Raw genomic sequence first — 25112 nt, forward strand, 5'->3', positions numbered from 1 at the left:
GGGCCACCGGTGCCGTAGCGGCCGGTGTGATACCTGTGACAGGGCGGTCTCCCGCGTCCAGGGCGGACGGGGGCGCCGCCCAGCGACGCGGGGGCGCGCTGGGCGGCGGCCGTGCGCCCGGCCGGTCAGCCGAGCCGTGCGATCGACTTGTACTCGAGGTAGGCGGACAGGCCCTCGGGGCCGAGCTCGCGGCCGATGCCGCTGGCCTTGTACCCGCCGAACGGCGAGGACGGCTCCATGGTGTTCATCATGTTCACGCCGTAGGTGCCGGTGCGCACCCGGCGGGCGACGTCCATGCCGTGGTCGGTGTCGCCGGTCCAGACCGTGCCGGACAGGCCGTACTCGCTGTCGTTGGCGATCCGCACGGCGTCGGCCTCGTCCTCGTAGGGGATCACCGCGAGCACCGGGCCGAAGATCTCTTCACGGGCGATCCGCATGTCGTTGGAGACCCCGGCGAAGACGGTCGGCGCGACGTACCACCCGCGGTCGTGCGGACGGTCCAGGCCGCCGACCACCGGCTTGGCGCCCTCGTCGATGCCGATCTTGATGTAGCCCTCGACCCGCTCCTGCTGGCGCCGCGCCACCAGGGGCCCGATGCCGGTGGCGGGGTCGGCCGGGTCGCCGACGGCCTGGCCGGCCACCATGTCGGCCACGGCCTGCACCACCTCGTCGTAGCGCGAGGTGGAGGCCAGGATGCGGGTCTGCGCCACGCACGCCTGGCCGTTGTTCATCAGCGAGGCGATGGACAGGAAGCCCATGGCCGCGCCGAGGTCGCAGTCGTCCAGGATGATCGCCGCGGACTTGCCGCCGAGCTCCAGGCTGCACCGCTTGAGCTGCTCGCCGCAGATGGACGCGATGCGGCGCCCGGCGGCGGTGGAGCCGGTGAAGGCCACCTTGTCCACGCCGGGGTGGGACACCAGGTGCTCGCCCGCCTCGCGGCCGGCGGCCACGATGTTGACGACGCCGTCCGGGATGCCCGCCTCCTTGACCATCTCGGCGAGCAGGTAGGAGTCGAGCGGGGTCTCCGGGGCGGGCTTGACCACGACCGTGCAGCCGGAGATCAGGGCGGGGGCGAGCTTGGTCATGATGACGAACTGCGGGACGTTCCACGGCACCACGGCGGCGACCACGCCGACCGGCTCGCGGCGCACCGTCACCGGGCCGAACAGGCCGGGGCGCTCGTCCTCGACCGCGAAGGTCTTCCCGAGCTCGGCGAAGTACTTGAGCATGCCGAGCGGCTGCGGCGCCTGGGCGAGCTGGGAGAAGGTGATCGGGGAACCCATCTCCATCGTGATGAGCTCGGCCATCTCGGCCTGGCGGGCGGCGTACAGATCGGCCAGCCTGTCGACGATCCCGGCGCGCTCCGCCATGGTCATCCGCGGCCACGGCCCGTTGTCGAACGCCTCGCGCGCGGCGGCCACCGCGCGGTCCATGTCGGCGGGGGTGCCGTCGGGCACCCGGCCGACCAGTTCCTCGGTGTGCGGCGAGACGACGTCGATCGTCGCCGTGCCCGCGGGCGCCACCCAGTCGCCCCCGATGAAAAGACGGTCGTGCTGAAGCATGTGTCGTGCCTCCTGGTCGGCGGGCCGGGTCCTTTGTCGTGACCGAGTGCTTGCTTGTCCAGTCTTGCCGGTCCGGGCGGGCGCCGGGAGCGTCGCTCCGGTTCGCTGTGACAGAACCATGTTCTGTCCCGGATGGCAAGAGCGGGAGACCAGGGAGCATCCTCCTCGATAGGATCGGGCTCCGCCGCCGGGCCGTTCGACCGGCGATGTTCCGCAGCCGTCGTCCGATGCCCGGTAAGTCTGGTGGGCCCAATTCTGCGGAAACCGGCCTCGGGCGGCTACGCCAAGTGGTAGATAGTTCGCGTAACGGTGTATAGGTTCTTCCGATCGTGTGGCGGCTCCGAAGATCACCTCTTATAGTTTCGGGGCGTTCCGTAGTGGGGGAGGGCTGATGCGATCAGGCCGGATGGCCGCACTGGCGGTGGGGCTGCTCGGGCTGTTCTTCGTGCTCGCCGTTCCCGCCGGAGCCGAGCCCAGCCCGCAGGCCAAGCTGAACCGCCTCACCAAGCAGGCCTCCGACCTGCAGAAGGCCTACCGCGGGCAGATCCAGAGCCTTGAGGACGCCAAAGAGGCCGCCAAGAAGGCCGGCAAGCGCGTCGGCGACCTGAGGTCCGACCTGGCCGACGCCCAGCAGGAGGTCGCGCAGTTCTACAGCAACTCCTACATGTCCGGCGCGGTGGACGGTCCCCGGGTCTTCACCTACAGCGGTGACCCGGACGCCATCCTCGGCCAGGTGGCCACGGTCACCTATCTCGCCGAGGAGAAGAACCAGCGGATCAAGCGCATCGGCACGCTGATCAAGGACTCCAAGTCCGCCAAGAAGGAAGCCGACGCCAAGATCGCCGACCTCCGGGACGAGATCAAGGACCTCCAGGCCAAGAAGAAGAACGTCGAGGCGCTGCTGCGCAAGTTCGGCTTCCAGGCCCCCGACGCCGGTTCGGGCCTGACCTCCCGCATGGTCGCCATCCGCAACACCATCATGCAGAACTTCCCCATGCCGTTCGGCGTGGGCTGCCTGCGCGCCGGGGACCCGGGCGAGCACGGCAAGGGCCGCGCCTGCGACTTCATGATGAGCACCGGCGGCCAGCTGCCCGACGCCGCCGCCCAGGCGCGCGGCGACGCCCTGGCCCAGTGGTGCATCGACAACGGCCGGGCCATGGGCATCATGTACATCATCTGGCGCCAGCGCTACTACGACATCCGCACCGGCGCCGGCTGGCGCACCATGTCCGACCGCGGCGGCACCACCGCCAACCACTACGACCACGTGCACGTGTCGGTGTTCTGACCCGGCGCCGTCCTAGGACGCGGGCCACGGCTCCGGGTGCGCGGCGAGGCGGTCGCGGAGCCAGTGGTAGGACGCCTTGGGGGTGCGTTCCTGGGTGGCGAAGTCCACGTGGACCAGGCCGAAGCGCTGGGTGTAGCCCTCGGCCCACTCGAAGTTGTCCAGCAGGGACCAGACGTAGTAGCCGCGCACGTCGACGCCCTGGTCCATCGCGGCGCGCACAGCGCCGATGTGGCCGTCCAGGTAGGTGATGCGGTCCTGGTCGTCGACGGTGCCGTCCGCGGCGAGGTCGTCGGGCTGGGAGCAGCCGTTCTCGGTGACGTAGACCGGGGGGAGCGCGTCGCCGTACCGGGCCCTGAGGCTGGTCAGCAGCTCGCGCAGGCCGTCGGGGACCACGGGCCAGCCGAAGGAGGTGGTGGGGTGGCCGGTGATGCCGACGTCCTCGAACGGCAGCTCGGCGGGTCCGGCGGGGGCGGCGACGCGGGTGGGGTTGTAGTAGTTGACGCCGAGGCCGTCCAGGGGCTGGGCGATGATCGACAGGTCGCCGTCCTGGACGACATCCAGGTTCGTCACCCCGTACGCCGACAGATCGGGATATTTCCCAAGAAGTACGGGATCGTTGAACAATCTGTTGTGAACGGTGTCGTACGCCTCGGCGGCCCGCACGTCCTGGTCCGACTCGGACGCCGCCCACACCGGGGTGCAGTTGTTGGTGATCAGCACCCGCTCGGCGCCGTGCGCCCGCAGTGCCTGTGCGGCGAGGCCGTGGCCGAGCAGCTGGTGGTGGCCGACCGGCAGCGCGTCCAGCATGAGGGCCTGGCCGGGCGCGTGCGCGCCGAAGGCGTGGCCGAGGGCCATGTGGACGAAGGGCTCGTTGAGGGTGATCCACAGCGGCACCCGGTCCGCCAGGCGCTCCGCCACGATCGCGGCGTAGTCGGCCAGCCGCGCCGCGGTGTCCCGGGCCATCCACCCGCCCCGGTCCTGGAGCGCCTGGGGCAGATCCCAGTGGAACAGCGTCGCCGCGGGCACGATGCCCCGCGCGCACAGGCCGTCCACCAGCCGGTCGTAGAAGTCGAGTCCCTCCTGGCTGGGCGCGCCCACGCCGTCCGGCTGGATCCTCGGCCAGGCGATGGAGAATCGGTAGGAGCCGACCCCGAGCCCGTCCATCAGCTCGACGTCCTCCTGCCAGCGGTGGTAGTGGTCGCAGGCGACGTCACCGGTGTGCCCGTCGCGCACCCGGCCGGGTTCGTGGGCGAAGGTGTCCCAGACGGACGGCCCCCGGCCGCCCGCGGTCACCGCGCCTTCGATCTGGTAGGACGCGGTGGCCGTACCCCAAAGAAACATTCCGCCCCTCCGGCTATATGAGTAATTCTCAGGTTAGGCCGCGCGCCTCGGGGTTGGGAGGATGATGGAGGCATGAGCAACGTCTCCGCAGGGACGCTCCGCCGCCGCCCCGCCCAGCGCCGCAGCCTGGAGCGAGTCGAGCGAATGCTGGACGAATGCGCCCGGCTCCTGGACGAGGTCGGATACGAGGCGCTGACCACCAAAGAGGTGGCCCGCCGGGCCGAGGTCCCGATCGGCACGTTCTACCAGTTCTTCCCCGACAAGCAGGGGCTGGTCCGCGCGCTGGCGCTACGCAACCTCGACGCGTTCCTGGCCCGGCTGACCGCGCGCTTCGGAGCGGCCGGCATCGCGGACTGGACCGAGGCCGTCGAGCTGGCCGTCGACGAGTTCGTGGCGATGAAGCGCACCACCCCCGGCTTCGCCATCGTCGACTTCGGCGAGATCTTCCAGACCCCCGGCGGCCCGCCCATCGAGGGCACCAACCGGTTGCTGGACGCCGCGCTGGAGAACAACGTCATCGTGGCCGACCGTCTCCGCGAACTCGTCGTCGACCTGCTGGGCGCGCCGACGGGGCCCGGCCTGGACCGGGCCCTGATCGTGGCCGTGGAGGCGGCCGACGCCGTCCTCAAGCTGGCCTTTCGCACCCGCCCCGGTGGCGACCCCGATCTGATCGCCGAGTGCAAAAGACTGCTCCGCCGCTACCTCGCGGACCACCTGCCCGCGGGCTGACGGCCGCCTCCCGGTCACCACGACCCTCGCTCTCGCCGGGCGGCCCACCGGCCGTGGTTCTCGCCGGGCGGCTCACCGCCGGTGTGCGCGCCGGTGAGACCGCCCTGCGGCTCAGGCGAGCGCGGGGTCGTCCAGGCGGGATCGCAGTTCGTCGTCCAGCTTGACGTCCGCGGCGGCGACGGCCTCCTCGAGCTGCGCGAGGGTGCTGACGCCGACGATCGGGACGACGCCCTGGGCGGCCAGCCAGGCGAGCACGACCTGGTTCGGCGTGGCGCCGAGGTCCGCGGCGACCCCGCGCAGCGCGGCGAGGCGCCGCTCGGTGCCCGGGTGGTCGTACGTGGGCGGGATCGGGCGGTCCGCGCGGGTGTAGGCGCCGGCCAGCAGCGTGGTGTACGCCCACAGCCGCAGGCCCTCCCGGCGCAGGTAGTCGAACGTCTCCTCCGACGCCTGCACGTGCCCTCCCTCGGGCAGCCGCACGCCCGGCCGGGGGCGCAGGTAGGAGTGCCGCAGCTGGAGCAGGGAGTACCCCGGCCGCCCGGCGGCCCGCGCGATGCCACGGGCGCGCTCCACCCGCCAGGTGGGGTGGTTGGACGCGCCGAGCTCCCGGACCTTGCCTTGCTCGACCAGGCCCGCCATCGCGTCCACCTGCTCCTCCAGCGGGGTGGCGCGGTCCTCGATGTGGGCCCAGTACACGTCCACGTGGGTGGTGCCGAGCCGGTGCAGGCTGCCCTCGACGGCCGCGCGGATCACCGGCGCGGACAGGCCCTCGGGCCGGTCCAGGGTGCGGTCGCCGGGCACCGACGGGCGGGCGCCGCACTTGGTGCTCAGCACCACACGCTCCCGCATGCCGGGCCGGGCGGCCAGCCACGCGCCGACCGTGGTCTCGCTCTCCTGCCCGGTGGCGCCCTCGTGCCAGAACGGGTAGTTGTTCGACGTGTCGATCATGGTGCCGCCCGCCTCGGCGAAACGGTCGAGGATGGCGAACGACGTCGCCTCGTCCACGGTGGTTCCGAAGGGAATGGTTCCGAGTGCGATGGGTGTCATGTGGCACACCCTGCACGCTGGAGCGTGCTCCAGGTCAAGGACATTGACCTGGAGCACGCTCCAGGTGTCATGATTCGGGGCGTGAGCGTCTACACACCCGCACAGGCCGCGGAGGAGACCGGCTTCAGCCTGGACACTCTGCGGTACTACGAGCGCATCGGCCTCCTTACGCCCATCGAGCGCAACGCCGCGGGCCAGCGGCGGTTCACCGACGACGACATCGGCTGGCTCGGCATGCTGCGCTGCCTGCGCGGCACCGGCATGCCCATCGCCGAGATGTTGCGCTTCGCGAAGCTGGTCCGCGCCGGGGACCACACCGTCGAGGACCGCATCGCCGTGCTGGAGGAGCACGACCGCACGGTCGAGGCCCAGATCGCCTCGCTGCGCGAGAAGCAGTCGGCCATACAGTTCAAGATCAGGTACTACCGCGACGTGCTGGCCCTGAACGACCTGGCGACCACCTGCGCCCCGGACACGGCCCGCCTGCACGACGACGCGGACGCCTGAGGCGCCCGCACCGCCGCACGGCAGGGGCTCAGGGCACCAGGTCGCGGCCGGCGGCGTCCGCGGGGTCGCCGGCGGGGTGGTAGGCGGCGGCCTGGAGGCTGTAGAGGTCGGCGTAGATGCCGCCGTGGCGCATCAGGTCGTCGTGGGTGCCCTGCTCGGTGACGCGGCCGTGGTCCAGGACGTAGATGCGGTCGGCGTAGCGGACGCTGGCCAGGCGGTGGGTGATGAGCAGGACGGTGCGGCCGCCGGCGTGGTCGCGGACGCGTTCGAACAGGGCGTGCTCGGCGCGGGCGTCGAGCGCGGCGGTGGGCTCGTCGCAGATGAGCAGCGGGGCGTCGCGGTAGAAGCCCCGGGCCACGGCGATGCGCTGCCACTGGCCGCCCGAGGGCTCCTGGCCGTCCTTGAAGCGCCGGTCGAGCAGGGTCTGGTAGCCGTGGGGCATCTCGGCGACGACCGCGTCCGCGCCGGCCACCTCGGCGGCGGCGCGCAGCGCGTCCTCGCCCTTGTCCAGGCCCATCGCGATGTTCTCCCGCACGGTGAGCGGCCACCGGGTGTGGTCCTGGGCGATGACCGCGATGTGGCGCCGGAGGTACTCGGGGTCGACGCCGGCGATGTCGGTGTCGTCCCACCGGACCCGCCCGCTCTCCGGTTTGTACAGGCCGGCGAGGATCTTGGACAGGGTCGTCTTGCCCGAGCCGTTCTCCCCGACCAGCGCGACCACCTCGCCCCGGTCGAGGTGGATCGACACGTGGTCCAGCACGGGCTCGTCCTTGCCGGGGTAGTGGAACGTCACGTCCTCCACGTCGATGCGCCGGAACGACGACGGCGCGCCCGCCGTGGGGCCGTGGCTGATGAGCTCGCGGGCCCGCGCGCAGAAGTCCAGGAAGTCGGTGAAGTAGAGCCCCTCCTCGTACAGCCGGTTGGTGGAGTACATGAGGGTGGCCAGCGAGCTCTGCCCGGTGCGGATCGCCAGCACGGCCGTGCCGGCCACGGCCAGCGCCACCGAGCCGACGGCGAGCAGCAGGCCGAGCGCGACGTAGACGATGGCGGTGCCGACCCCGCCGAGGGCCTCGCCGACGATCCGCGCGACGGTCTGCTGCCTGGCCATCCGCAGCACGACGGTCTGCTCGGCACCCGCCACCCGGTCGTACAGGCGGATCAGGAAGCCGCGCATGGTGAACGAGCGCACCTCGGCCGCGGTGTCCTTGTCGGCCATCAGGTCGGCCAGGATCCACTTGCGGCGGCGGACCGGGATCAGGGAGTACATCGTGGTGTACCGCATGCGGGCCGCCCGCACGGCCGCCCAGGCGTCGGGGATGACGGCGAGCACCAGCAGCGGCAGCAGCACCGGGTGCAGGATGCCGAGCACGCCCGCCGCCGCGACGATGCCGATCAGCGCGGTCATCACGTTGATGGCGGAGTCGACCACGCTGTCCACCATCGAGACGCCGCGCATGCGGGCCCGCTGGAGCGAGTCGTGGAAGTCGGGGTCGTCGAAGCGGATGAGGTCGACCTGGCTGGTCAGCTCGTAGAGCTGCCGCTCGGCGATCCGGGACACCTGTGGCTCCAGGCGAGCCTGGGCCCACCCGGCGCCGGCCTGGAGCGTGGTGCGCAGCGTCGCGGCGGCGCCGACCAGCAGCAGCGCGGGCAGCGCGGCCCGCACGCGCTCGGGGGTGGGGCCGGCCGCGAACAGGGCCTGGAGCACGGCGGTCGTGGCGAGCAGCCCGAAGGCGGTGAACACGCCGCCGAGCATGCTCAGGGAGATGGTGGCGAAGGTGTCCCGCGGGCTGGCCATCCAGGCCATGCGCACGGCCTGGGTGATGAGCGCCGGGAGCCTGCGGGCGATGGTCAGGAAGCCGACGCCGGTCATCGTCTCCAGGTGGGCCTGCCAGTCGCTGAGGGTGGCCTCGCCGAGGTCGGCCGCGGGGTCGTCGCCGTCCGGGTCGAGGGGCGGTGTCAGCGGGGGCGAGAGGGCGGCCGGGGGGAGAGGCGGCGCGGCGGGCGGTGACGGCAGGGGCGGCGGGGTGCCGGGAGCGTCCACCGGAGTGGCCCCGTCCGGGCCTGAGGTTTCCTGGGGCAGGTCAGCCATGCAGGCAGTGTGACCGGCGTCACCGACAGTTTAAAGCACCCGGTAAAGAGGCTCCGTCAAGTTGAAACCGGCAATTATCGCAATTGGCGCCTAAGGCCGGACGCTGGAGATGTTCACGGGGTATTCACTGCCTCACTCTCCGCGCCGGTCGATCTCCCATCGATTCCCCGGGCCGTGGGACGGCCCCGAGAGCGAGGTGAGCCGCTCCGCCTCGTCGTGCAGCGCGGCGATGAGCAGCAGTTCGAGGTGCAGATCCTCCAGGTCGAGTGTTTCCATCAGATTCTCCCGATGTGAGGTGCCTCCCCGGCCCGGAGGATGCCCGGGAGGGCGGTGTTCATCGGATCTTACCTTCCGTGACGGCGACCGGGGGATCTCGCCAGTATTGATCACTGCGCGTATATATCGGTCGAGCCGTAATCTGGTCAGCGACCGGCACCTTCCGCCGCATCGCTCGCCGAGCGGGGGGGTGACGCGGATCCGCCCTCGCCGCACTTTCGCTCTCCCATCGCCGGACCGTCCGGCACCGGCGGGCATGACGGCCCGCTGGGGAACGTGCCATGCCCGGTCGGGCCCCTGCCCGGCGTGCCGCCGCGCGTGGGGCGTGATCCCAGAAGAGTAACCAATGTGATCATATTTACGGAAGGTGGTATTCGCGGTTAGAGCAGATGAGTACCGCCCCCGATAACGCGAGCCCGTCTTGACGGGCGGCTTCACTGGCGCGGGGACAAGGCCGGAGAAAAGACCATTTCCGGGGGTCGGGCGGACCGTCGTGAGGGCCTTGGCCGCACTCCGTAATAAGCCCGATCGTTTGCGTGATACTTCGAGGGCGCCCGAGACGTGAGCCGATGTCGTGTACGGCGAGGCGCCGTTCATTTGGGACGGGGAGGACCGCCCTGCCTCACATCAGCAGGAGGGTCTTGCCCGCCACCGCGCGGGACTCGATCGCGGTGTGCGCGTCGGCGGCGCGGTCCAGGGGGTAGGTGCGGCCCACGACCGGCCTGATGCGGCCGGCGGCGGCCTCCGCCAGCGCGCGTCCGGCGAGGGTCGTGCGTTCGGCGAGGGCGTACTGGACGTCCTGGATGCCGCGGACGGTGACGCGGCGGCGCGCCGCCGCGTCCGGGTCCACGGGGGCGAAACCGCCGGCGGCGGCGCCGTGGGCGGAGAACCGGCCGCCGTCCGCGGTGATCTGGAACGCCGCCCGGCCGATCTCGCCGCCCGCGCCGTCGAAGACCACGTCGGGTCCCGCGCCGCCGGTCGCCACCCGCACGTGCTCCGCCCAGCCGGGGCCGGTGTAGTCGACCACCGTGCCGGCCCCGAGCCTGCGGGCCAGGTCGAGCTTGCTCCCCCCGCGCGCCGCCGCGACGACCCGCGCCCCGGCGGCGTGCGCCAGCTGGACCAGCAGCACGCCCATCCCGCCCGCCGCCGCCGTGACCAGCACCCACTCGCCGGGCTTGACCTCGGCCGCGTCGAACACCCCGAGCGCCGTCACCCCGTCGTGCATCAGCGCCACGGCGTCCGCCGCCGCCAGCCCCGCCACGACCGGGACGAGCGCCTCGACCGGCACCACCGCCTGCTCGGCGTACCCGCCGCCCTCGGTGAACGCGGCCACCTCCCGCCCGACCCACCCCGGATCCACCCGCGCCCCCGCCGACCGCACCCGCCCCGCCACCGCGCCCCCCGGCACGTACGGCGGCTCCACCGGGAAGAAGGCCCGCGCCATCCCCTGCCGTATCCGCGTCTCCACGAACAACGTGTCCGCCGCCACCACCTCGACCACGACCTGCCCCGCCTCCGCCACCGGATCGGGCACCTCCCGCGTGACCAGCACCTCAGGCCCCCCGAACCGCTCCACCTGTGCCACCCGCATGCCGACCACTCCTCCCGTTCCACGGCCTGTCGAGGTGCAGTCTGCGACCTGAACCTTGGTTGAGGTCAACTGCCCGGCGGGAGTTCGCCGGAACCGCGGGGGATGAGGCGGGTGGGGAGCTGGACGCGTTCGGCCGGGCCGCCGGCGCCGGAGAGGCGGTGGAAGAGGAGTTCGGCGGCGGTGCGGCCGAGGCGGACGGGGTCCTGGGCGATGACGGTGACGGCGGGGGTGAGCAGGTCGGCCAGCTCGAAGTCGTCGAAGCCGACGATGGCGAGGGGGGAGGGGGCGGCCATGGAGTTGATGGCCCGCAGGGCGGTCATCGTGGTGCGGCCGTTGCCGGTGAGCAGGGCGGTGGGGGGATCGGGCAGGGCCAGCAGGCGGGTGAGGGCGGCGGCGACGCGGGCGTGGCCGGGGGTGCCCATGGCGACGAGCGACTCGTCGTAGGGGAGGGAGGCCGCCTGGAGGGCCTGGCGGTAACCGGCCAGGCGCTCCCCGGCGGTGAAGATGCCGGGGCTGTCGCCGAGGAACGCGACGCGGCGGTGGCCGTGGGCGATGAGGTGTTCGACGCCGGAGCGCGCGCCGCCGGTGTTGTCGCACAGGACGGTGTCGGCGTCGAGGCCGGCGCCGGGTGGGCGGTCGGCGAAGACGGCGCGGATGCCCGCCGCCAACTCGGGGACGAGGTAGGTGTGGTCGGACCCGGCGGGCACGATGACCAGGCCGTCCACCCGCCTGGCGCAGAACGCCAGCACCAGCTCGCGCTCCCGCTCGGGGTCCTCGGCGGAGGAGCCGGTGAACACCAGGGTGTCGTTGCGGCGCGCGACGTCCTCGACCGCCCGGCTGAGGCCGGAGTAGAACGGGTCGGCGACGTCCTCGATGATCAGCCCGATGCTGGCGGTGCGGCCCCGGCGCAGCACGCGGGCGCCGTCGTTGCGGCGGTAGCCGAGCCGCTCGATGGCCTGCCTGACCCGCTCGGCGGTGGCGGAGTTCACCCCGGGCTCGTTGTTGACCACGCGCGACACGGTCTTCAGCGCGACACCCGCCGAGGCGGCGACGTCGTTCATGGTGGGCCTGGTGACTGCCACGGGGAGCATCATCGCCTATTCCGCCGCGGCTAGACAACGTTGTCAGTGCCGGACGGTGGGGAGGTCAGGTGGCGGGAAGGGGGAGGTGGTGGCCGGTGGCCCGCAGGTCGGCCTCGATGCGGGCGGCGGTGGCCAGCAGGGGCGGCAGCAGGTCCCGGCGGGCGGACTCGACGGTGGTGCGGCTGGCGTGGGTGGAGACGTTCACCGCCGCCACCACCGTGCCCGCGCGGTCGCGGATGGGGGCGGCGATCGAGCGCAGCCCTTCCTCCAGCTCCTGGTCCACCAGGGCCCAGCCCTGGCCGCGCACCCTGGCCAGCTCGGCGTCCAGCCGGGCGCGGGAGGTGACCGTGCGGGAGGTGAAGCGTTCCAGCGTGGCGCGCGCGTAGTACGCCTCCAGCTCGGCGGGCGCCAGCCACGCCAGCAGCACCCGGCCCATCGAGGCGGAGTGCGCGGGGAACCGGGTCCCGATGCTGATCGTCACCCGCATGATGCGCGTCGTCGGCACCCGGGCGACGTACACGATGTCCGGCGCGTCCAGCACCGACACCGACGCCGACTCGTGCACCTCCGCGACCAGCTGCTCCAGGTGCGGCAAGGCGACCTCCGGCAGCGTGAGCCCCGAGAGATAGGCGAACCCGAGCTCCAGCACCCGAGGCGACAGGGCGAAGAGCCGCCCGTCCGTGCGGACGTACCCGAGCTCGACCAGCGTCAGCAGGAACCGGCGAGCGGCCGCCCTGGTCAGCCCGGTGGCCCTGGCCACCTCACTGAGCGTCAACTCCGGCGAGTCGGCATCGAAAGCCTTGATGACCGCAAGCCCCCGAGCCAGCGATTGCACGAATTCTTCGGCCATTTCCCCCCTCTTCGCGGGAGACCGTCATATCGCGGGTGACCGTTATATCAGTGTCCGTAGAGTCCGCAACCCCTCGACACCAGGGAAGGCGTTTTCGGGGGGAAGGGGGTGGGTGAGGGCCTGTCACCCGTCGGCGCCGGTGGAGGTCGCGGCGTCCGTGAGCGGGGGCGCCTCGGGCTGGCGGTATTTGTTCGATTGGCGAACATTCGTCGTTGATTGGACGCTAATGGGCGATTGGTGAGTGGTCAACCGTGCCACATATCGCCTCGGTGTCAGAGCGTTGACTCCATCCGGTCGGGGGCGTAGCTTGCACGAAATAATGTTCAGGTAAAGAACTTCCGTTCGTATGCCGAACACGATCTTTCTTGGAGTGCTCATGCGTCGCTCCACCTCTCTTCCGCCCCTGCTCCACCCCGGTTTCCGGCCCGTCCCGGCGGTCCCGCCCACCCGCGGCCGGGTCGCGCCGGGGGAGGAACGGTGAGCGGGCACCTACCGAGGGCCGGGGGCTTTGGGGAAGGCGCGGGGGAGACGCGTGGGGACGTGCGGGACGCCGTCTTCGACGCGGTGCGACGGGCCGGGATCACCACCGTCTTCTGTGATGCGGGCGGACCCATGGCCGGAGCCGCCTCCGGCAGGCCCGGAACGGCGGGGGTCACCGTCTCGGGCGGGTCCGGGCCGGTCCTCGGCTCCACCGGGTCCGGGCCGGTCGCCGTCCCCGGCGGGTCCGGGCCGGTCGCCGTCCCCGGCGGGTCCGGGCCGGTAGTCGGCTCCGGCGGGCTCGGAGCGGCTGGGACGCATCCGCTCGCCGGGCTCCCCGGCGACCTCACGCTCGTCACGGGGGCGAACGAAGGGGTCGTCGTCGGCATGGCCACCGGCTGGGCGCTCGGGTACGACCGGCCCGCGCTGGTACTGCTGAGCACTCCCGCCGGGCTCGGCTCCCTCGCGGCGGCCCGCGCCGGCCGCGCGCCCCTGGTGGTCGTGGCCGCCCGGCCGTCCCTCGGGCATCCCGCGCTGGAGTCCGCCGGGGACCACCTGGTGTGGTCCGCCCGCCCGGCACGCGCCCGCGACGTTCCCCGCGCCGTCGCCAGGGCCGCCCTGGAGGCCGTCACCGGCCGGGGCCCCGCCGCCGTCCTCATCCCTCCGGACGGCTGGGACGAGCCGTACGAGACCGACATCCCCGCCTCCATGGAGGTACGCCGCCCCTGCCGCGTCTCCACCGAGGACGTCGCCCCTCTGGCCGCCCTCCTCGCCGCCGCCCGCTCCCCCGTCCTGGTCGCCGGCGCCCACACCGCCACCGAACGCGCCTGGTCCGCCCTGTCCGCCCTAGCCGAACGCCTCCGCTGCCCCGTCTGGCAGGAGCCGTCCGGCACCCAGGCGGGTTTCCCGCAGGACCACCCGCGCTTCGCCGGAGTTCTGGGCGCCGACGGAGGGGTCCCGCCGGAACCCGCCGGGAACGGGTCACGGGCGCCCTCGTCCGGTGCAGCGAGGGATTCGCGGGAGACCCTGTCCGGTGAGCCGGACGACGCGCGGGAGACCTCGTCCGGTGAGTCGGATGAGGTGCGGGAGACCTTGTCCGGTGGGCCGGATGGCGTGCACGAGATCCTGTCCGGTGAGCCGGATGGCGTGCACGAGTCCTTGTCTGGTGAGCCGGATGGCGTGCACGAGTCCTTGTCTGGTGAGCCGGATGGCGTGCACGAGTCCTTGTCTGGTGAGCCGGATGGCGTGCACGAGATTCTGTCCGGTGAGCTGGATGACGTGCGTGAGTCATTGTCCGGTGGGCCGGATGACGTGCGGGAGGTCTCGTCCGGTGAGCCGAACGGTCTGCGGGCGGCCTCGTACGGGCCCGGGGCGTCGCGGGGCGGCGGGCGGCGGGCCGTGCTCGACGGGCATGACGTCGTGCTGGCGGTGGGTGCGCCTGCTTTCAGGACGGCCGATCTGGGGCCGTTGGTGCCGGAGCGGGCGACGGTCGCGGTGGTGAGCGACGATCCGGCCGAGGTGCATCGCGGGCCCGCCACGCTGGCGTTGCTCGCCCCGCCCGCGGGGGTGTGCGAGCGGCTCGCCGCGACGCTGCCGCAACGGCCGGGGGAGACGCTCGCCCCGGTGGTTCGTCCCGCGCCGCCCGCGGCCCCGGCCGAAGGGGAGCCGCTGCGGGTCGCGCACGTGCTGGGGGAGCTCGCGGCGCGGCTCGCCCCCGAGGCGATCCTGGTCGAGGAGGCCCCCGCCGTCCGCCCGTGCCTGCACCGCCTCGTCCCCGCCCGCCGCCCCCTCGGCCTTCTCTCCGCCGCCACCTCGGGCCCCGGCTTCGCCCTCCCCGCCGCGATCGGCCTGCGCCTGGCCCGCCCCGACCGCCCCGTGGTCGCCCTCCTCGACCCCGCCGCCACCCTCTCGGCGGCCCAGGCCCTGTGGACCGCCTCCCGCCACCGCGTCGGCACCCTGTTCCTCGTCCTCACCCCAGCCGGCCCACCTCAGGACCGCACCCAGTCCGACCTTTCACCTCAGGACGGCACCCAGTCCCACCCTTCACCTCGGGACCGCACCCAGTCCCACCCTTCACCTCGGGACCGCACCCAGTCCCACCCTTCACCTCGGGACGGCACCCAGGCCGCCCCCGCATCCCAGGACGGAACACCAGCCGGCCCTCCACCTCAGGCCGGTACCCAGGCCGCGTCCGAGGACGGCTCCCCGCCCGGCCCCGCGCACCACGACGGCAGGGCGCCGTGGCCGGGATACACCGGCATCGACCTGGCGGCCCTCGCGCGCTCCCTCGGCTGCCCCGCGCGCCGCGTCGACACCCACGCGTCGCTGATCGCCGTCTTCGACGAGGTGGTCCCCGCCCTGTGGGCGCGGGACGAACCTCTCCTTCTGGACATCTCTGTCGGCCCTGACTCGTGAGGCGGCCGTAGGTGAGGGCCATCCCGCCGGATGCCCGTCCGGAGCCCGGAGGTAGGCTCCGGGCCCTGTGAACGGCACCACCTCCACCCCCGAACCCTCACCTACCGGTCGCTTCTCCCGGAGGGCGCGGGGATTGCGACTGTGCGGCTGGGGGGTGCTGGCCGCCGGGTTCGTGCTGGCGTCGCTCAACCTGCGTCCGGCGCTGGCGGGGGTGTCGCCGCTGCTCGGCGACATCATGGGCGATCTCGGGCTCGGCGCGGCGGCGGGCGGGGCGGTCACCACGATCATGGTGCTGTGCCTCGGCCTGGCGGGCCCGCTCGCGCCCGCGCTGGCGAGCCGGATCGGGCTGGACCGCACCCTGCTGGTCGGCCTGCTCGTCCTCGCCGCGGGCGTGGCGCTGCGCGTGAGCGGCGGGGTGATCGCGCTGTACGCGGGCTCGGCCGTCGCGGGCACCGCCATCGCCATCATGAACGTGACCATGCCCGGCGTGGTCAAGCAGCACTTCCCCCACCGCGTCGGCGTGTACACCGGCGTCTACGTGTCCGGCCTGGTCGTGGGCGCGGCCGGCGCCTCGGCCGTCATGGTGCCGATCGCGCAGGAGCACGGCTGGCGCCCCGCGGCGGTGTCCGCCGCCGCGCTGGCCCTGCTGGCGGCCCTCCTGTGGACCCCGCAGGCGCTGCGCCGGCCGTCCGTCCACGCGCAGGACGCGCCGCGGCCGTACGCCATGCTGCTGCGGCGCCGCTCGACCTGGTACATCACCGGCTTCATGGGCGTGCAGTCGCTGACCTTCTACATCATGCTGGCCTGGCTGCCGACGATCTTCCGGGACGCCGGGCTGCCCGCCGACGAGGCCGGATACCTGCTCGCCCTCACCAACCTCGCCCAGATCGCCGCCACGCTCACCGTGCCCGTGCACGCCGGGCGCGTCGCCTCGCAGGTGCCGCACGTCGTGGCCGCCGCCGGGCTGACCGTCGCGGGGTACCTCGGCGTGCTGCTCGCCCCCACCACCGTCCCCTGGCTGTGGATGATCGTGCTCGGCGTCGGGCAGGGCGCCTCGCTGGCCCTCGTCCTGCTCATCATCACGCTGCGCGCCCCCGGCCCCGCTTCGGTGACCGCGCTGTCCGCCGTGGCCCAGTCGGCGGGTTACGTGATCGCAGCCCTCGGCCCCCTGGCCATCGGCCTGGTGCACGAGATCTCCGGCGACTGGACGGTACCGCTGCTCATCGGCCTGGCCGCCTGCGCCGGCCAGCTGTTCCTCGGCCTGCTCGCCGCCCGCCCGGTGGCCGGATCCGGCCACCCCGCCGCCACGCGTGTCACCGAGAACCCCACCCCCGGTGCCCCCTAACATCCTCGGCGTGGCTCATCACTCCCTGGCTCGGGACCCATGTGTCCCCGGCGCCCCCGGGCGCCGTCCCCCACTGAGCCCCGAGCCGGGGAACCCCGCGAAGGGCTAGACGAGCGCCTCCTGCGGGGCCTGGCGCAGCTCGTCGGCGTAGCTGACCGACGCGCGGCGCATGACACCGTCGTCGGAGATCGAGTACTGGCCGAGGCGCCACAGCGGGGGCGAATAGGCGTGGATGGACACGCTGGTCTCCGCGTGGCCGTTGATGCGGTGGATGTGCTCGGGCCCGAAGGACATGGTCTTGCCCTCGGGGAGCAGCGTCTCCAGGTGCGCGCCGCCGATCCGCGGGTTGGACTCCTTCAGCGCGCCGGCGACGACCCGGACCGCGCCGGAGGAGACGTCGTGGTCGTGCCAGCCGGTGTCGTCCTCGGGGCGCCAGCAGATCAGCCAGACGTCCACGTACGAGTCGCGGTAGAGCGAGGCGTAGTGGCGCGCCTCGCCGTGCTCCCCGAACGCGACCTGGTGCGCCCACAGCTCCGGCTGGGCGGCGAGGTCGTCAACGAGGTCGCGCAGCTCACGCGGGTCCAGGAATCGGTCGGGCAATGACTCCCAGCTCATCGGGGTTCGGCTCCTTCTTTGGCAGAAACGGATGTGGTGGCGGGGGTCCCGGCCGCGCCGAGGAGGCGGGCCGGGTTGGTACACCGCATCTGTTGCTCGGCGGCCGTACCGAGCAGGGTTTCGGCGGGTGACGCGTACGGGCGGTCCGAGCCGAGCACGACGACCTCGATGCCGGTCACCCTGGTGATCGCGTCGATGGCCTGGTGGCCGTACGACGAGGTCTCCAGGAACACGTCGGGGTCGACGACTCCTCTGGTCGAGCCGCCTCTGGCGATGAAGCGTTCGGTGTGCAGCGGCGCGAGGCCGGCCAGCAGCGCGAAGCACACGCGCAGCCGGGGGTGGCGGGGGCGGCCGAAGGCTTGGAAGGCGTACCAGGCGGCGTGCATCTGCTGGACGTACGGCACGACCGCGGCCCACCAGGCGGGGGTGCCGGGGGCCTTCGCGGGGCCGGGGTGGACGAACAGCGGCAGGTCGCGCTCCTCCAGCAGGTCCAGCAGCGGGGCGACGCGGGCCAGGCCGGCGGCGTCCTGGACGGCGGTGGCGGGGAGCTGGAGCCCGGCGAAGCCGCGGTCCAGTGCGGCGGCGGTCCTCGCGGGGGCGATCTCGGTGACGCAGGTGCCGGCCCACGCGCCGAAGGGGGCGGGGAGGGCCAGGGCGCCGTCGTGGTAGGCGTCCAGCAGGGGCCAGGCCTCGGCGGGCGGCAGGTGCTCCACCCCGAGCGGGCTGGACAGGGAGACCAGGGCCAGGTCGAGGTCCGGGTCGAGCGCGAGGCGGCGCTCGACGTCGTGGTCGCGCGGGTCGGTGCGGTACGGCTCCTCGCCGTCCAGGTGGAGCGTCCAGCCGTCCAGGAAGGGCGGGGTGTCGCGTTCGCGCAGCGCCGCGACGAAGCCGGGCGTCCAGATGTGCTGGTGTACGTCCGTGGCCATTGGTCACCTCCTCGCCTCCAGTGTACCCTGTAAAACCTACTCGGTTAGTAGGCTTTAGATCTGGGCCGGTGAGGCGTTCATCCGGGCAGGTGAAACGGTTCACTGATACGTTTCAGTGAACCGCTTCACCCGCCTCCGCGTCAACCGGCTGCCCACTGGCTGAGATAACGGATGCCTTTCAGGCGCGGTGATTGGGCATAAGCTGGGGCGGTGCCGCGCTCCCAGCCGCGCAAGCGGGCGACCATCCGCGAGGTGGCTCAGGCGACCGGCCTCTCGCCGGCGGCTGTCTCGTATGCGTTGCGCGGCATGCAGGTCTCCGAGGAGACCATCGAGCGGGTACGCCAGGCCGCCGCCGAGCTCGGCTACGAGGCCGACCCCATCGCACGCGCCCTGGCCAGCGGCCGTACCGGCATGATCGGCCTGCTGTGCGGGTCGCTGGAGGACCTCTGGCAGCAGTCCCTCGCGGTCGGCATCGGACGCGCGCTGCGCGACAAGGACCGCTACGCGCTGATCCTCGACGCCGCCGGCGACCCGGCGAGGGAGCGCACCCTCGCCCACCAGCTGCGCGACCAGCGGGTGGACGGCATGATCGTCCAGCCGGTCGACCCGGCCGCCGCGCTGTGGGCAGACCTGGCCGAGACGCTGCCCGTGGTGGCGATCGGCGACGCGCTGACCGGTGCGCGCACTGCGGGCGAGGTGGTCTTCGACAACCGCCGGGGCGTGACGATGGCCCTGGAATACCTACGGGAGAGCGGTCACCGCCACGTCGCCGTGCTCACCTCGACCCGGCCCAGCACACCCGACCGGCCCGCTGACGTGCACGTGACCGCCGAGGCCGAGCGGCTCGGCCTGCGCATCGACGTGGTGCCCGCCCCGCAGGGCCTGGCCGCCACCACCGAGGCCGCGTGCGCCCTGCTGAGCTCGGCCGCCCGGCCCACCGCGGCCTTCTGCTTCTCCGACTCCATCGCCTACGGCGTGTACGCGGCGGCGGGCGAGCTCGGCCTGGACGTGCCGGGCGACATCTCCGTCATGGGATACGACGACCACCCGATGTCCGGCCTGCTCACCCCCGCCCTGACCACCGTGGACTGGGACATCGACGGCATCGTCCGGGCCGCCGTACGCCTGGTGGTGGCGGCGGCCGACGGGCGCACCCGCAGGCGCCGGATCATCCAGGAGCCCGCCCTGCGCGAACGGGGCTCGGTGGGCCCGCCCCGCTAGTCCCTTTCCCCTTTTTTTCTCAGTCCTCGTTCAGGCCGAGGAGCATGTCGAGCACCCAGGTGATCAGGCCGACCAGCAGCGCGCCCCAGAAGGCGGGCCAGAAGCCGTCCACGTGGAACGGCAGATCGATCTCCTCGGCGATCCAGCTGGTGAGCAGGAGGAGCAGCGCGTTCACGATCAGGGCGAACAGGCCCAGGGTGAGGACGTAGAACGCGCAGCCGAGGGTTTTGATGATCGGCTTCAGGACGGCGTTCACCACGCCGAAGATGAGGGCGACGGCGAGCAGTGTTGCGGCCGTCTTCGCCGTGGTGTCACCGCTGACGGTGATCCCCGGGATCAGGCGTGTGGCCGCCCACAGCGCTCCCGCGACGATAAGGATCTTGACAATGATCTTCACGCCCCTGATGGTGGCACGCGGCACCCGATGATCGGTAGGGCGGAAGGGCAGGTGGAAGCCGGAAACCTCCTCCTGCGTCCCGGCGCCGGGCCGACTGATCTGCATATCCCTCAGAGCACGGGGAAAGGGGTGAAAGAGGGGTGATCCTTAATGGACCAGGACGAATTGCAGGCACTGTCGCCCAAGGAACTGCACGACCGGGCCGTGCGCTACGCCGTGGCGCACGGCGACCTGGGCTTCCTATGGGAGCTACTCAAGGTCATCCCCGCCGCCGAAGCCGCCAGCGGCCACTCGGAGGAGGCCGCCAGGGACCTCAGCCGCGTCTCCGCCCTGCTGAGCGACGCCATGGGCGCCGGCGAGGGCGAACTGGGCGAGGCCTTGCGCCCCGTCTACATCGACTACCTCTCCAAGCACCCCGACGCCTGAGCGTCCCCGCCCGGCCCTAGGCTCTGCCCTATGGCATCGGTCAACGTGGAACGAACAGACGACGGCTTCGTAGCCCGCAACAGCCGCGGCGCAGAGGTACCCATCGGCAGCGGCGACACCGAAGGTGTCTTCACCCCCGTAGAACTCCTCCTCGCCGCCGTAGGCGGCTGCAACATCGTCAGCGTAGAGCCCTTGACAGCCAAACGCGGCCACCGCCTCGCCAAGCTCTCCATGACCATAGAAGCCGAAAAAGGCACCCCCAACCTCCTCGGCCCGGTGACCATCACCTACGAGGTACAACTCCCCGAAAACGACGAAAAAGCCGAAGAAGTCTTCCGCAACGTAGCCACCCGAGTCCACGCCAACTACTGCACAGTCAGCAACACCCTCCAAAAGGGCACCCCCGTCCACGTAACCTTCGAGCCCTAACCACGCGCCGACCACCGGGGCCGCGGCCCTGCTGCTGGGCGAGCGCGGCCAGGGCGAGACCCAGCCGTTCGCCTCTGGAGATGGTCCTTGCGGTGAGCGCGCTTCGCGCGGAAAGCCGCAAGGGCTGTTCTTATGCGGGGGACACCCCCGCACCCCCGACCCTGCCGGTCTCCCTGCAGGTCTTGGCATGCAACGTGAAACGCACTCTCCTCCTGCCTCGTCGAAGGATGGCGGTGGTCGGGGGCGAGCGCTGCCGACCGGTCACGACCTCGTGCTGCTGGGCCAGGGCGAGACCTGGCCGTTCGCCCCTGGAGATGGTCCCTGCAGTGGGTGCGCTTCGCGCGGAAAGCCGCAAGGGCTGTTCTTGTGCGGAGGACACCCCCGCACCCCCCGAGTCTGCCGGGCTCTCCGCAGGTCTTGGTATGCAACGTGAACGCGCTCTCCTCCTACCATCGATAGATGACGGTGATCGAGGATGGCTCGTGATCACGGACACCGAGGCCCGTCACCACAGCGGGTGACACCATCGCACCCCACGACGACGAGTGGGCCGGCAACGCCCACGGGGTGGACGTGTCGCCCAGGGCGGTGACGTCCACGGTAGCCCGGGGACGTCGGACGGGGGCGGAAGCGCCTGTCGCGGCGCTCGCCCCCGTCCTTCCGGAGAGGGTGTTCGAACCGGCGCCGGTACGGCGGGACGTGGTACGGCGAATTCGGCGCCGTCTTGCGGCGGGTCACCCGTTCTTCGAACCGGTCCTCGCGTGGACGGGATCATCTCGGGTGCGGTGGGAACGGGATCATTGGGCGCGGGTGAAGGCCGTACCGCCGGGGGAGGAACGGCGGGGCTCGTGGGCGAGTTCTGGTCGGAACCCGCGAATAGACCACCCAATCGGCGGTCCCGGCCTACCTGGCGATCCCCCGCGAGTTAGACGGAATCTATACCCTCCGATGACGAGCGCCTCAGGCCCCGGTATGTAGTGTTAAGGCAGGTCAAGGGGGATGCACCAGCGCTCGAAACCAGAGCGCACAAGGAGCTTTCTGCCACAAGGGCGCGGTGGGGGACCGCGTCCGTACTGCGGGACCGCCCGATGTTTTTGGGGGAAGACATCGGCGCAGGACCGTGAAAACCGGGGCCGGGCAGGCGGGGGACTGCCCGGCCCCGACCCATGTCCGGGCTCGAGTTCACGTCAGGGCTCGAGTTCACGTCAGGGCCCGACGTCGGCCACGGCCTGGGTGGACGGCAGAGCTCCCGGGATCGGCCCATTGGCGGGCCCGCACCCATTTCCGGGACGTGCGCGTCGGGATCGGGGCGGCTGGGGCGCCGGCCTGGTGTGGGGACGGGTCAGGCGGTGGGGGTGAAGTCGGTGGAGCGGCTGATCTCGGCCCACTTCTCGGTTTCGGCGGTTCGATCCGCCTCGACGCGCAGGGTGATGTCTACCGCGTCCGAGCCGAGAAGCAGTCTCCGTGGTGGGTCTCCGGCCTCTGTGACGTCGGCGATGACCTCCGCCATGCGGACGGGGTCTCCCAGCTCGTTGCCGACGTAGCCCGCGATCCAGCGCAGCCGCTCGCCGACGGTCTCCTGGTAGTCGGGTCCCACGGTCGCGGCGGCGTTCGACGCGCCGGCCGCCCAGCCGGTACGGATGCCGCCGGGCTCGACGATCGTGACCTTGATGCCGAGGGGTGCCACCTCGTTCGCGAGCGCCTCCGAGTAGCCCGCGAGGGCGAACTTGGCGGCCTGGTAGGCGCTGAGGCCGGGGGTGCCGCCTACGCGCCCGCCGACGGAGGAGATCTGGACGATGTGGCCGGAGCGCTGTCGGCGCAGGACCGGGAGTGCCGCCTTGGTCACGTTCACGGCGCCGAAGAAGTTGGCCTCGATCTGGGCGCGGAACTCGTCCTCCGGGAACTCCTCCGCGGAAGCCGTCGTGGCGTAGCCTGCGTTGTTCACCACGACGTCGAGTGATCCGAACCTCTGGACGCCCGCCGCGACCACCGCGCGCGCCGCCTCGGCGTCGGTGACGTCGAGCGCCACCGAGAGGAGACGGTCACCGTGTTGACGACCGAGGTCGTCCAGCAGCTCGGGCCGCCGGGACGCCGCGACCACCCGCCCGCCGCGGCCGAGCACGACCTCGGCGAGCCGCCGTCCGAGCCCTTGCGAGCTGCCGGTGATGAGCCAGTTCTTGGACATGATCCGCTTCCTTCGCCTCAAGAGAGTCGCGCTAACTGTCACACTAACGTGGCGGTAGTGACGCTTATTTCCCCACCACTGGGAAGCTTTATCTTCACCCGGAGGCGACATGAGAGCTGACGCCGCCCGCAACCTGGACGCGGTGCTGCGTACCGGGGCCCGCCTGCTGGCCGAGGACCCGGCGACGAGCATCGCGACGATCGCCGCGGAGGCGGGGGTGGACCGGCGCACCGTCTACCGGCGTTTCGCCACCCGGGAGGCCCTCCTCGCCGCCGTCTTCGCGACGAAGCTCGACTCCTCCGAGCGGGTCCTCGACGAGGCCCGCCTAACCGAGGCTCCGGTGCCGGTGGCCCTGCACCGCTACGTCGAGGGCATCATCCCGGTCAGCCGTCAGTGGCCGCTGGACACCCGCCGCCTGATGAGCGCCGAGCCGGCGGCGAACTCGCGCCGCGAGGAACTGAGCCGTCGGCTGGACGCGTTCGTCCAGCGGGTGTCCGACGAGGGCTTCCTGCGGGCCGGCGTGCCCGTCCCCTGGGCCCGCGCCGTCCTGGACGACCTCGTAGACAGCGCGGCCCATCGCTTCCCGGACCTGGAGCCGCCGCAGGCCGCGGACCTCGTGGTCGACACATTGCTGAACGGGGTCGGGCGGCGGTGACGTCCGGTGATCGACACGGGATTGGGGGGCCGTGCCACACCCTGGGAGCTGTAGTCCGAGTGACAGAAAATGCCTGTTTTATAGGGGTTTGTGGTTGATAGGTAGATCTTATAATGCTTTGTAGTGACTTCGTTTGCTTTGTCCTGACTTAGAGGGTAAGGTTTTACCCACATCGGGTGGTGACCTGGTCTTCAGTCGGAAGGCGGCCACCCGGCGTCGAATCCCAACCGGCCCGCAGGGCCCGAGGGAACCGGGGACCCAATCATTACCTGGGGTGAATCCGCGGGACGTGGAACACGTCCGCGGTAGGGCGACTCTCTAGCCCGAACCCGTCAGCTAACCCGGTAGACGTGATCGGAGAGGAGACCCGAGTGGAGCACCCCACTCCCCCCAAGCTCACCACCCGGGTGACCTGACCCCGGATCTCGCCGTCAGAAGCGGCGGAAATATCGGCTTATAGCAGCCGTCCACCAGGCGAACAGATATCGCCAGCAGTGTGACGTGGTGGCGATCGGCCACCGCTAACCGGCCTTACGTGACAACGCGCCTTCGTGCCGCATCTCAGGCCGACCCACAAACGTCGGGTCTGAGAGCGCTGTCCCTATCCCGAACCGGTGTCCCCAACCGCACCGGCCCGTGGCTCCGTGTCTTCTGATGAAAGATCCTCATACCCCATGACTTTTTTCTGTATGTCCTCGAAGAAACGAATGGCCTGTGGTGCCGCCGGAGCGGCCTTTGCTTTCAGCACCGTCTTCTGCGCGAACGCCGTGGCGGCCCACGCCCAGAAGCTCCCGCCTCCCGGCGTATCCACCCGCATCGTTCCCCCGATGCTGCTCCAGGGTTCCACCACCGCTTCCTACTTCTGGGACGACGCCTCCGGCCGCGCCGGTGACACCGGCCTCCCCGCCATCGGCAAGCCGATGCAGAAGGGCCTCTTCGCGAGCCCCAGCTGGCCGCTGGGCACCGAGGGCTACGTCGTCTACAAGGACAAGGAAGCCCCCTTCTTCATCGGCGACCGCGGCCCCGGCATCCCCTCCGACAGCGGCGTCATGCTCGACATGGACGCCAAGACGTTCGCCGAGCTGACCGGCGGCACCTTCAACGACTCCACCCTGATGGTCCAGGGCTTCGACGCCGGCCACATCGAGATCAGCTACGTCATCACCAAGTGGGGCGACGGCCCCGGCAAGAAAAACCGCCCCGTCCCCTTCAGCGCCGGCGCCTGGAGCAAGTACGACCAAAACCCCGCCCCCACCCCCACCAACTGACCCCCACCCCCACCGATGTGCGCACCCCCGCCACTACTGCTAAAGTCGCCGTAGCCGATGCGCCGCTAGCTCAGTTGGTTAGAGCAGCTGACTCTTAATCAGCGGGTCCGGGGTTCGAGTCCCTGGCGGCGCACCCAGCAGTACACCGTTGACCTGGGCATTCTCCACGATGTGGAGGGTGCCCAGTGGTGTTTTGGTGCCTGTGTGGGCTCGTTGTGTGCTCTTGTGTCGGCGTCGTGTCGATTGCATGATCGACGATCTTCCCTGACTGGTTACGGTCGGTGACGTCTGCTGCTCCGGCATGTAGGGGTGTAGTAGTTGCGGCAGTGGTGGCAGGCGGAGTCGGGTGGCGGTCTGGTCGGTGTTCGGCGTGACGTTGATCGGGGTGGTGGCG

22 protein-coding genes, 1 tRNA gene and 1 riboswitch are annotated in these 25112 nt (G+C 71.6%); of the genes, 11 read left to right on the forward strand and 12 right to left on the reverse strand.

All coding sequences use genetic code 11. From position 1 onward, the window contains the following. Window positions 1-125 precede the first annotated feature (125 nt). On the reverse strand, window positions 126-1562 hold the full coding sequence (locus ACFP1K_RS13025; RefSeq protein WP_380751318.1) for an aldehyde dehydrogenase: 1437 nt from the start codon (window positions 1560-1562) through the stop codon (window positions 126-128). A 391-nt stretch (window positions 1563-1953) separates the two neighbouring features. Here ACFP1K_RS13025 and ACFP1K_RS13030 point away from each other — a divergent pair, with 391 nt between their 5' ends. Next, window positions 1954-2850: a coiled-coil domain-containing protein gene (locus ACFP1K_RS13030; RefSeq protein WP_380751321.1), complete on the forward strand. Its 897-nt coding sequence runs from the start codon at window positions 1954-1956 to the stop codon at window positions 2848-2850. Between the two features lie 12 nt (window positions 2851-2862). On the opposite strand, the gene ACFP1K_RS13035 is transcribed toward ACFP1K_RS13030, so the two are convergent. Beyond that, window positions 2863-4191, reverse strand: a complete 1329-nt coding sequence (locus ACFP1K_RS13035; protein WP_380751324.1) for a GH1 family beta-glucosidase — start codon at window positions 4189-4191, stop codon at window positions 2863-2865. A 72-nt stretch (window positions 4192-4263) separates the two neighbouring features. Here ACFP1K_RS13035 and ACFP1K_RS13040 point away from each other — a divergent pair, with 72 nt between their 5' ends. Then, complete coding sequence (locus ACFP1K_RS13040; RefSeq protein ID WP_380751327.1) at window positions 4264-4920, forward strand: TetR family transcriptional regulator; 657 nt, start codon at window positions 4264-4266, stop codon at window positions 4918-4920. Between the two features lie 111 nt (window positions 4921-5031). Here ACFP1K_RS13040 and ACFP1K_RS13045 read toward each other — a convergent pair whose 3' ends face one another. Then, window positions 5032-5964, reverse strand: a complete 933-nt coding sequence (locus tag ACFP1K_RS13045) for an aldo/keto reductase (protein ID WP_380751330.1) — start codon at window positions 5962-5964, stop codon at window positions 5032-5034. An 81-nt stretch (window positions 5965-6045) separates the two neighbouring features. Here ACFP1K_RS13045 and ACFP1K_RS13050 point away from each other — a divergent pair, with 81 nt between their 5' ends. Further along, window positions 6046-6471 carry a MerR family transcriptional regulator gene (locus tag ACFP1K_RS13050; protein ID WP_380751332.1) on the forward strand — a complete coding sequence of 142 codons (426 nt, stop codon included), beginning with the start codon at window positions 6046-6048 and terminating at the stop codon, window positions 6469-6471. A 28-nt stretch (window positions 6472-6499) separates the two neighbouring features. Here ACFP1K_RS13050 and ACFP1K_RS13055 read toward each other — a convergent pair whose 3' ends face one another. The 5 genes from ACFP1K_RS13055 to ACFP1K_RS13075 all read right to left on the reverse strand — a co-directional run bounded on the left by ACFP1K_RS13055 (window position 6500) and on the right by ACFP1K_RS13075 (window position 12359). Then, window positions 6500-8560 (reverse strand): ABC transporter ATP-binding protein, encoded by a 2061-nt coding sequence (locus ACFP1K_RS13055; RefSeq protein ID WP_380751335.1) that lies wholly within the window; start codon window positions 8558-8560, stop codon window positions 6500-6502. A gap of 132 nt (window positions 8561-8692) precedes the next feature. Then, on the reverse strand, window positions 8693-8836 hold the full coding sequence (locus ACFP1K_RS13060; RefSeq protein WP_380751338.1) for a hypothetical protein: 144 nt from the start codon (window positions 8834-8836) through the stop codon (window positions 8693-8695). 622 nt (window positions 8837-9458) lie between these two features. Then, complete coding sequence (locus ACFP1K_RS13065; RefSeq protein ID WP_380751341.1) at window positions 9459-10427, reverse strand: zinc-binding dehydrogenase; 969 nt, start codon at window positions 10425-10427, stop codon at window positions 9459-9461. A gap of 65 nt (window positions 10428-10492) precedes the next feature. Next, window positions 10493-11509, reverse strand: coding sequence for a LacI family DNA-binding transcriptional regulator (locus tag ACFP1K_RS13070; protein WP_380751344.1), 1017 nt, complete (start codon window positions 11507-11509; stop codon window positions 10493-10495). A gap of 64 nt (window positions 11510-11573) precedes the next feature. Next, window positions 11574-12359, reverse strand: a complete 786-nt coding sequence (locus tag ACFP1K_RS13075) for an IclR family transcriptional regulator domain-containing protein (protein ID WP_380751347.1) — start codon at window positions 12357-12359, stop codon at window positions 11574-11576. A gap of 540 nt (window positions 12360-12899) precedes the next feature. Between ACFP1K_RS13075 and ACFP1K_RS13080 the strand changes: the two genes are divergently transcribed. After that, complete coding sequence (locus tag ACFP1K_RS13080) at window positions 12900-15251, forward strand: thiamine pyrophosphate-dependent enzyme (RefSeq protein WP_380751350.1); 2352 nt, start codon at window positions 12900-12902, stop codon at window positions 15249-15251. A 133-nt stretch (window positions 15252-15384) separates the two neighbouring features. Continuing rightward, window positions 15385-16596, forward strand: a complete 1212-nt coding sequence (locus tag ACFP1K_RS13085) for a CynX/NimT family MFS transporter (protein ID WP_380751353.1) — start codon at window positions 15385-15387, stop codon at window positions 16594-16596. A 105-nt stretch (window positions 16597-16701) separates the two neighbouring features. Here the strand turns inward: ACFP1K_RS13085 and ACFP1K_RS13090 are convergent, their stop codons facing one another. Both ACFP1K_RS13090 and ACFP1K_RS13095 read right to left on the reverse strand, forming a co-directional pair. Next, a complete protein-coding gene (locus tag ACFP1K_RS13090; RefSeq protein ID WP_380751356.1) occupies window positions 16702-17211 on the reverse strand; it encodes a cysteine dioxygenase in 510 nt (169 codons plus the stop codon). Next, window positions 17208-18137 carry an amidohydrolase family protein gene (locus ACFP1K_RS13095; RefSeq protein ID WP_380751358.1) on the reverse strand — a complete coding sequence of 310 codons (930 nt, stop codon included), beginning with the start codon at window positions 18135-18137 and terminating at the stop codon, window positions 17208-17210. The genes ACFP1K_RS13090 and ACFP1K_RS13095 overlap by 4 nt, the downstream gene beginning before the upstream one ends. A 210-nt stretch (window positions 18138-18347) precedes the next feature. Between ACFP1K_RS13095 and ACFP1K_RS13100 the strand changes: the two genes are divergently transcribed. After that, entirely contained in the window at window positions 18348-19358 is a 1011-nt protein-coding gene (locus tag ACFP1K_RS13100) for a LacI family DNA-binding transcriptional regulator (RefSeq protein WP_380751361.1), read from the forward strand. 19 nt (window positions 19359-19377) lie between these two features. Here ACFP1K_RS13100 and ACFP1K_RS13105 read toward each other — a convergent pair whose 3' ends face one another. After that, on the reverse strand, window positions 19378-19755 hold the full coding sequence (locus ACFP1K_RS13105; RefSeq protein WP_380751364.1) for a phage holin family protein: 378 nt from the start codon (window positions 19753-19755) through the stop codon (window positions 19378-19380). A 150-nt stretch (window positions 19756-19905) separates the two neighbouring features. On the opposite strand from ACFP1K_RS13105, the gene ACFP1K_RS13110 reads away from it, so the two are divergent. Together ACFP1K_RS13110 and ACFP1K_RS13115 are read left to right on the forward strand one after the other, a co-directional pair. Then, window positions 19906-20181 carry a hypothetical protein gene (locus ACFP1K_RS13110; RefSeq protein WP_380751367.1) on the forward strand — a complete coding sequence of 92 codons (276 nt, stop codon included), beginning with the start codon at window positions 19906-19908 and terminating at the stop codon, window positions 20179-20181. A 30-nt stretch (window positions 20182-20211) separates the two neighbouring features. Then, a complete protein-coding gene (locus tag ACFP1K_RS13115) occupies window positions 20212-20610 on the forward strand; it encodes an OsmC family protein (RefSeq protein WP_380751371.1) in 399 nt (132 codons plus the stop codon). A gap of 1342 nt (window positions 20611-21952) precedes the next feature. Here ACFP1K_RS13115 and ACFP1K_RS13120 read toward each other — a convergent pair. Further along, on the reverse strand, window positions 21953-22795 hold the full coding sequence (locus ACFP1K_RS13120; protein ID WP_380751374.1) for an SDR family NAD(P)-dependent oxidoreductase: 843 nt from the start codon (window positions 22793-22795) through the stop codon (window positions 21953-21955). A gap of 109 nt (window positions 22796-22904) precedes the next feature. Between ACFP1K_RS13120 and ACFP1K_RS13125 the strand changes: the two genes are divergently transcribed. The 3 genes from ACFP1K_RS13125 (at window position 22905) to ACFP1K_RS13135 (ending at window position 24851) form a co-directional block, all read left to right on the forward strand. Next, window positions 22905-23450 (forward strand): TetR/AcrR family transcriptional regulator, encoded by a 546-nt coding sequence (locus ACFP1K_RS13125; RefSeq protein WP_380751377.1) that lies wholly within the window; start codon window positions 22905-22907, stop codon window positions 23448-23450. Between the two features lie 204 nt (window positions 23451-23654). Then, a riboswitch (cyclic di-AMP (ydaO/yuaA leader) is annotated at window positions 23655-23817 on the forward strand. A 460-nt stretch (window positions 23818-24277) separates the two neighbouring features. After that, the gene (locus ACFP1K_RS13130; protein WP_380751380.1) at window positions 24278-24718 is read left to right on the forward strand and encodes a hypothetical protein; all 441 of its coding nucleotides are present in this window, start codon (window positions 24278-24280) and stop codon (window positions 24716-24718) included. A 59-nt stretch (window positions 24719-24777) separates the two neighbouring features. Further along, window positions 24778-24851 (forward strand) — tRNA-Lys (locus ACFP1K_RS13135). Window positions 24852-25112: the final 261 nt, after the last annotated feature.

It is taken from the genome of Sphaerisporangium aureirubrum, from assembly GCF_042658925.1.
In the GTDB taxonomy this organism is placed as follows: Bacteria; Actinomycetota; Actinomycetes; order Streptosporangiales; family Streptosporangiaceae; genus Sphaerisporangium; species Sphaerisporangium aureirubrum.

What these genes read in the sequence shown, in the direction of transcription:
- ACFP1K_RS13040 (WP_380751327.1), top strand. Translation starts at nt 4,264, where the DNA reads ATGAGCAACGTCTCCGCAGGGACGCTCCGCCGCCGCCCCGCCCAGCGC.
- ACFP1K_RS13120 (WP_380751374.1), bottom strand. Translation starts at nt 22,795, where the DNA reads ATGTCCAAGAACTGGCTCATCACCGGCAGCTCGCAAGGGCTCGGACGG.
- ACFP1K_RS13055 (WP_380751335.1), bottom strand. Translation starts at nt 8,560, where the DNA reads ATGGCTGACCTGCCCCAGGAAACCTCAGGCCCGGACGGGGCCACTCCG.
- ACFP1K_RS13090 (WP_380751356.1), bottom strand. Translation starts at nt 17,211, where the DNA reads ATGAGCTGGGAGTCATTGCCCGACCGATTCCTGGACCCGCGTGAGCTG.
- ACFP1K_RS13125 (WP_380751377.1), top strand. Translation starts at nt 22,905, where the DNA reads ATGAGAGCTGACGCCGCCCGCAACCTGGACGCGGTGCTGCGTACCGGG.
- ACFP1K_RS13075 (WP_380751347.1), bottom strand. Translation starts at nt 12,359, where the DNA reads ATGGCCGAAGAATTCGTGCAATCGCTGGCTCGGGGGCTTGCGGTCATC.
- ACFP1K_RS13115 (WP_380751371.1), top strand. Translation starts at nt 20,212, where the DNA reads ATGGCATCGGTCAACGTGGAACGAACAGACGACGGCTTCGTAGCCCGC.
- ACFP1K_RS13060 (WP_380751338.1), bottom strand. Translation starts at nt 8,836, where the DNA reads ATGGAAACACTCGACCTGGAGGATCTGCACCTCGAACTGCTGCTCATC.
- ACFP1K_RS13035 (WP_380751324.1), bottom strand. Translation starts at nt 4,191, where the DNA reads ATGTTTCTTTGGGGTACGGCCACCGCGTCCTACCAGATCGAAGGCGCG.
- ACFP1K_RS13030 (WP_380751321.1), top strand. Translation starts at nt 1,954, where the DNA reads ATGCGATCAGGCCGGATGGCCGCACTGGCGGTGGGGCTGCTCGGGCTG.
- ACFP1K_RS13095 (WP_380751358.1), bottom strand. Translation starts at nt 18,137, where the DNA reads ATGGCCACGGACGTACACCAGCACATCTGGACGCCCGGCTTCGTCGCG.
- ACFP1K_RS13025 (WP_380751318.1), bottom strand. Translation starts at nt 1,562, where the DNA reads ATGCTTCAGCACGACCGTCTTTTCATCGGGGGCGACTGGGTGGCGCCC.
- ACFP1K_RS13130 (WP_380751380.1), top strand. Translation starts at nt 24,278, where the DNA reads ATGCTGCTCCAGGGTTCCACCACCGCTTCCTACTTCTGGGACGACGCC.
- ACFP1K_RS13110 (WP_380751367.1), top strand. Translation starts at nt 19,906, where the DNA reads ATGGACCAGGACGAATTGCAGGCACTGTCGCCCAAGGAACTGCACGAC.
- ACFP1K_RS13045 (WP_380751330.1), bottom strand. Translation starts at nt 5,964, where the DNA reads ATGACACCCATCGCACTCGGAACCATTCCCTTCGGAACCACCGTGGAC.
- ACFP1K_RS13065 (WP_380751341.1), bottom strand. Translation starts at nt 10,427, where the DNA reads ATGCGGGTGGCACAGGTGGAGCGGTTCGGGGGGCCTGAGGTGCTGGTC.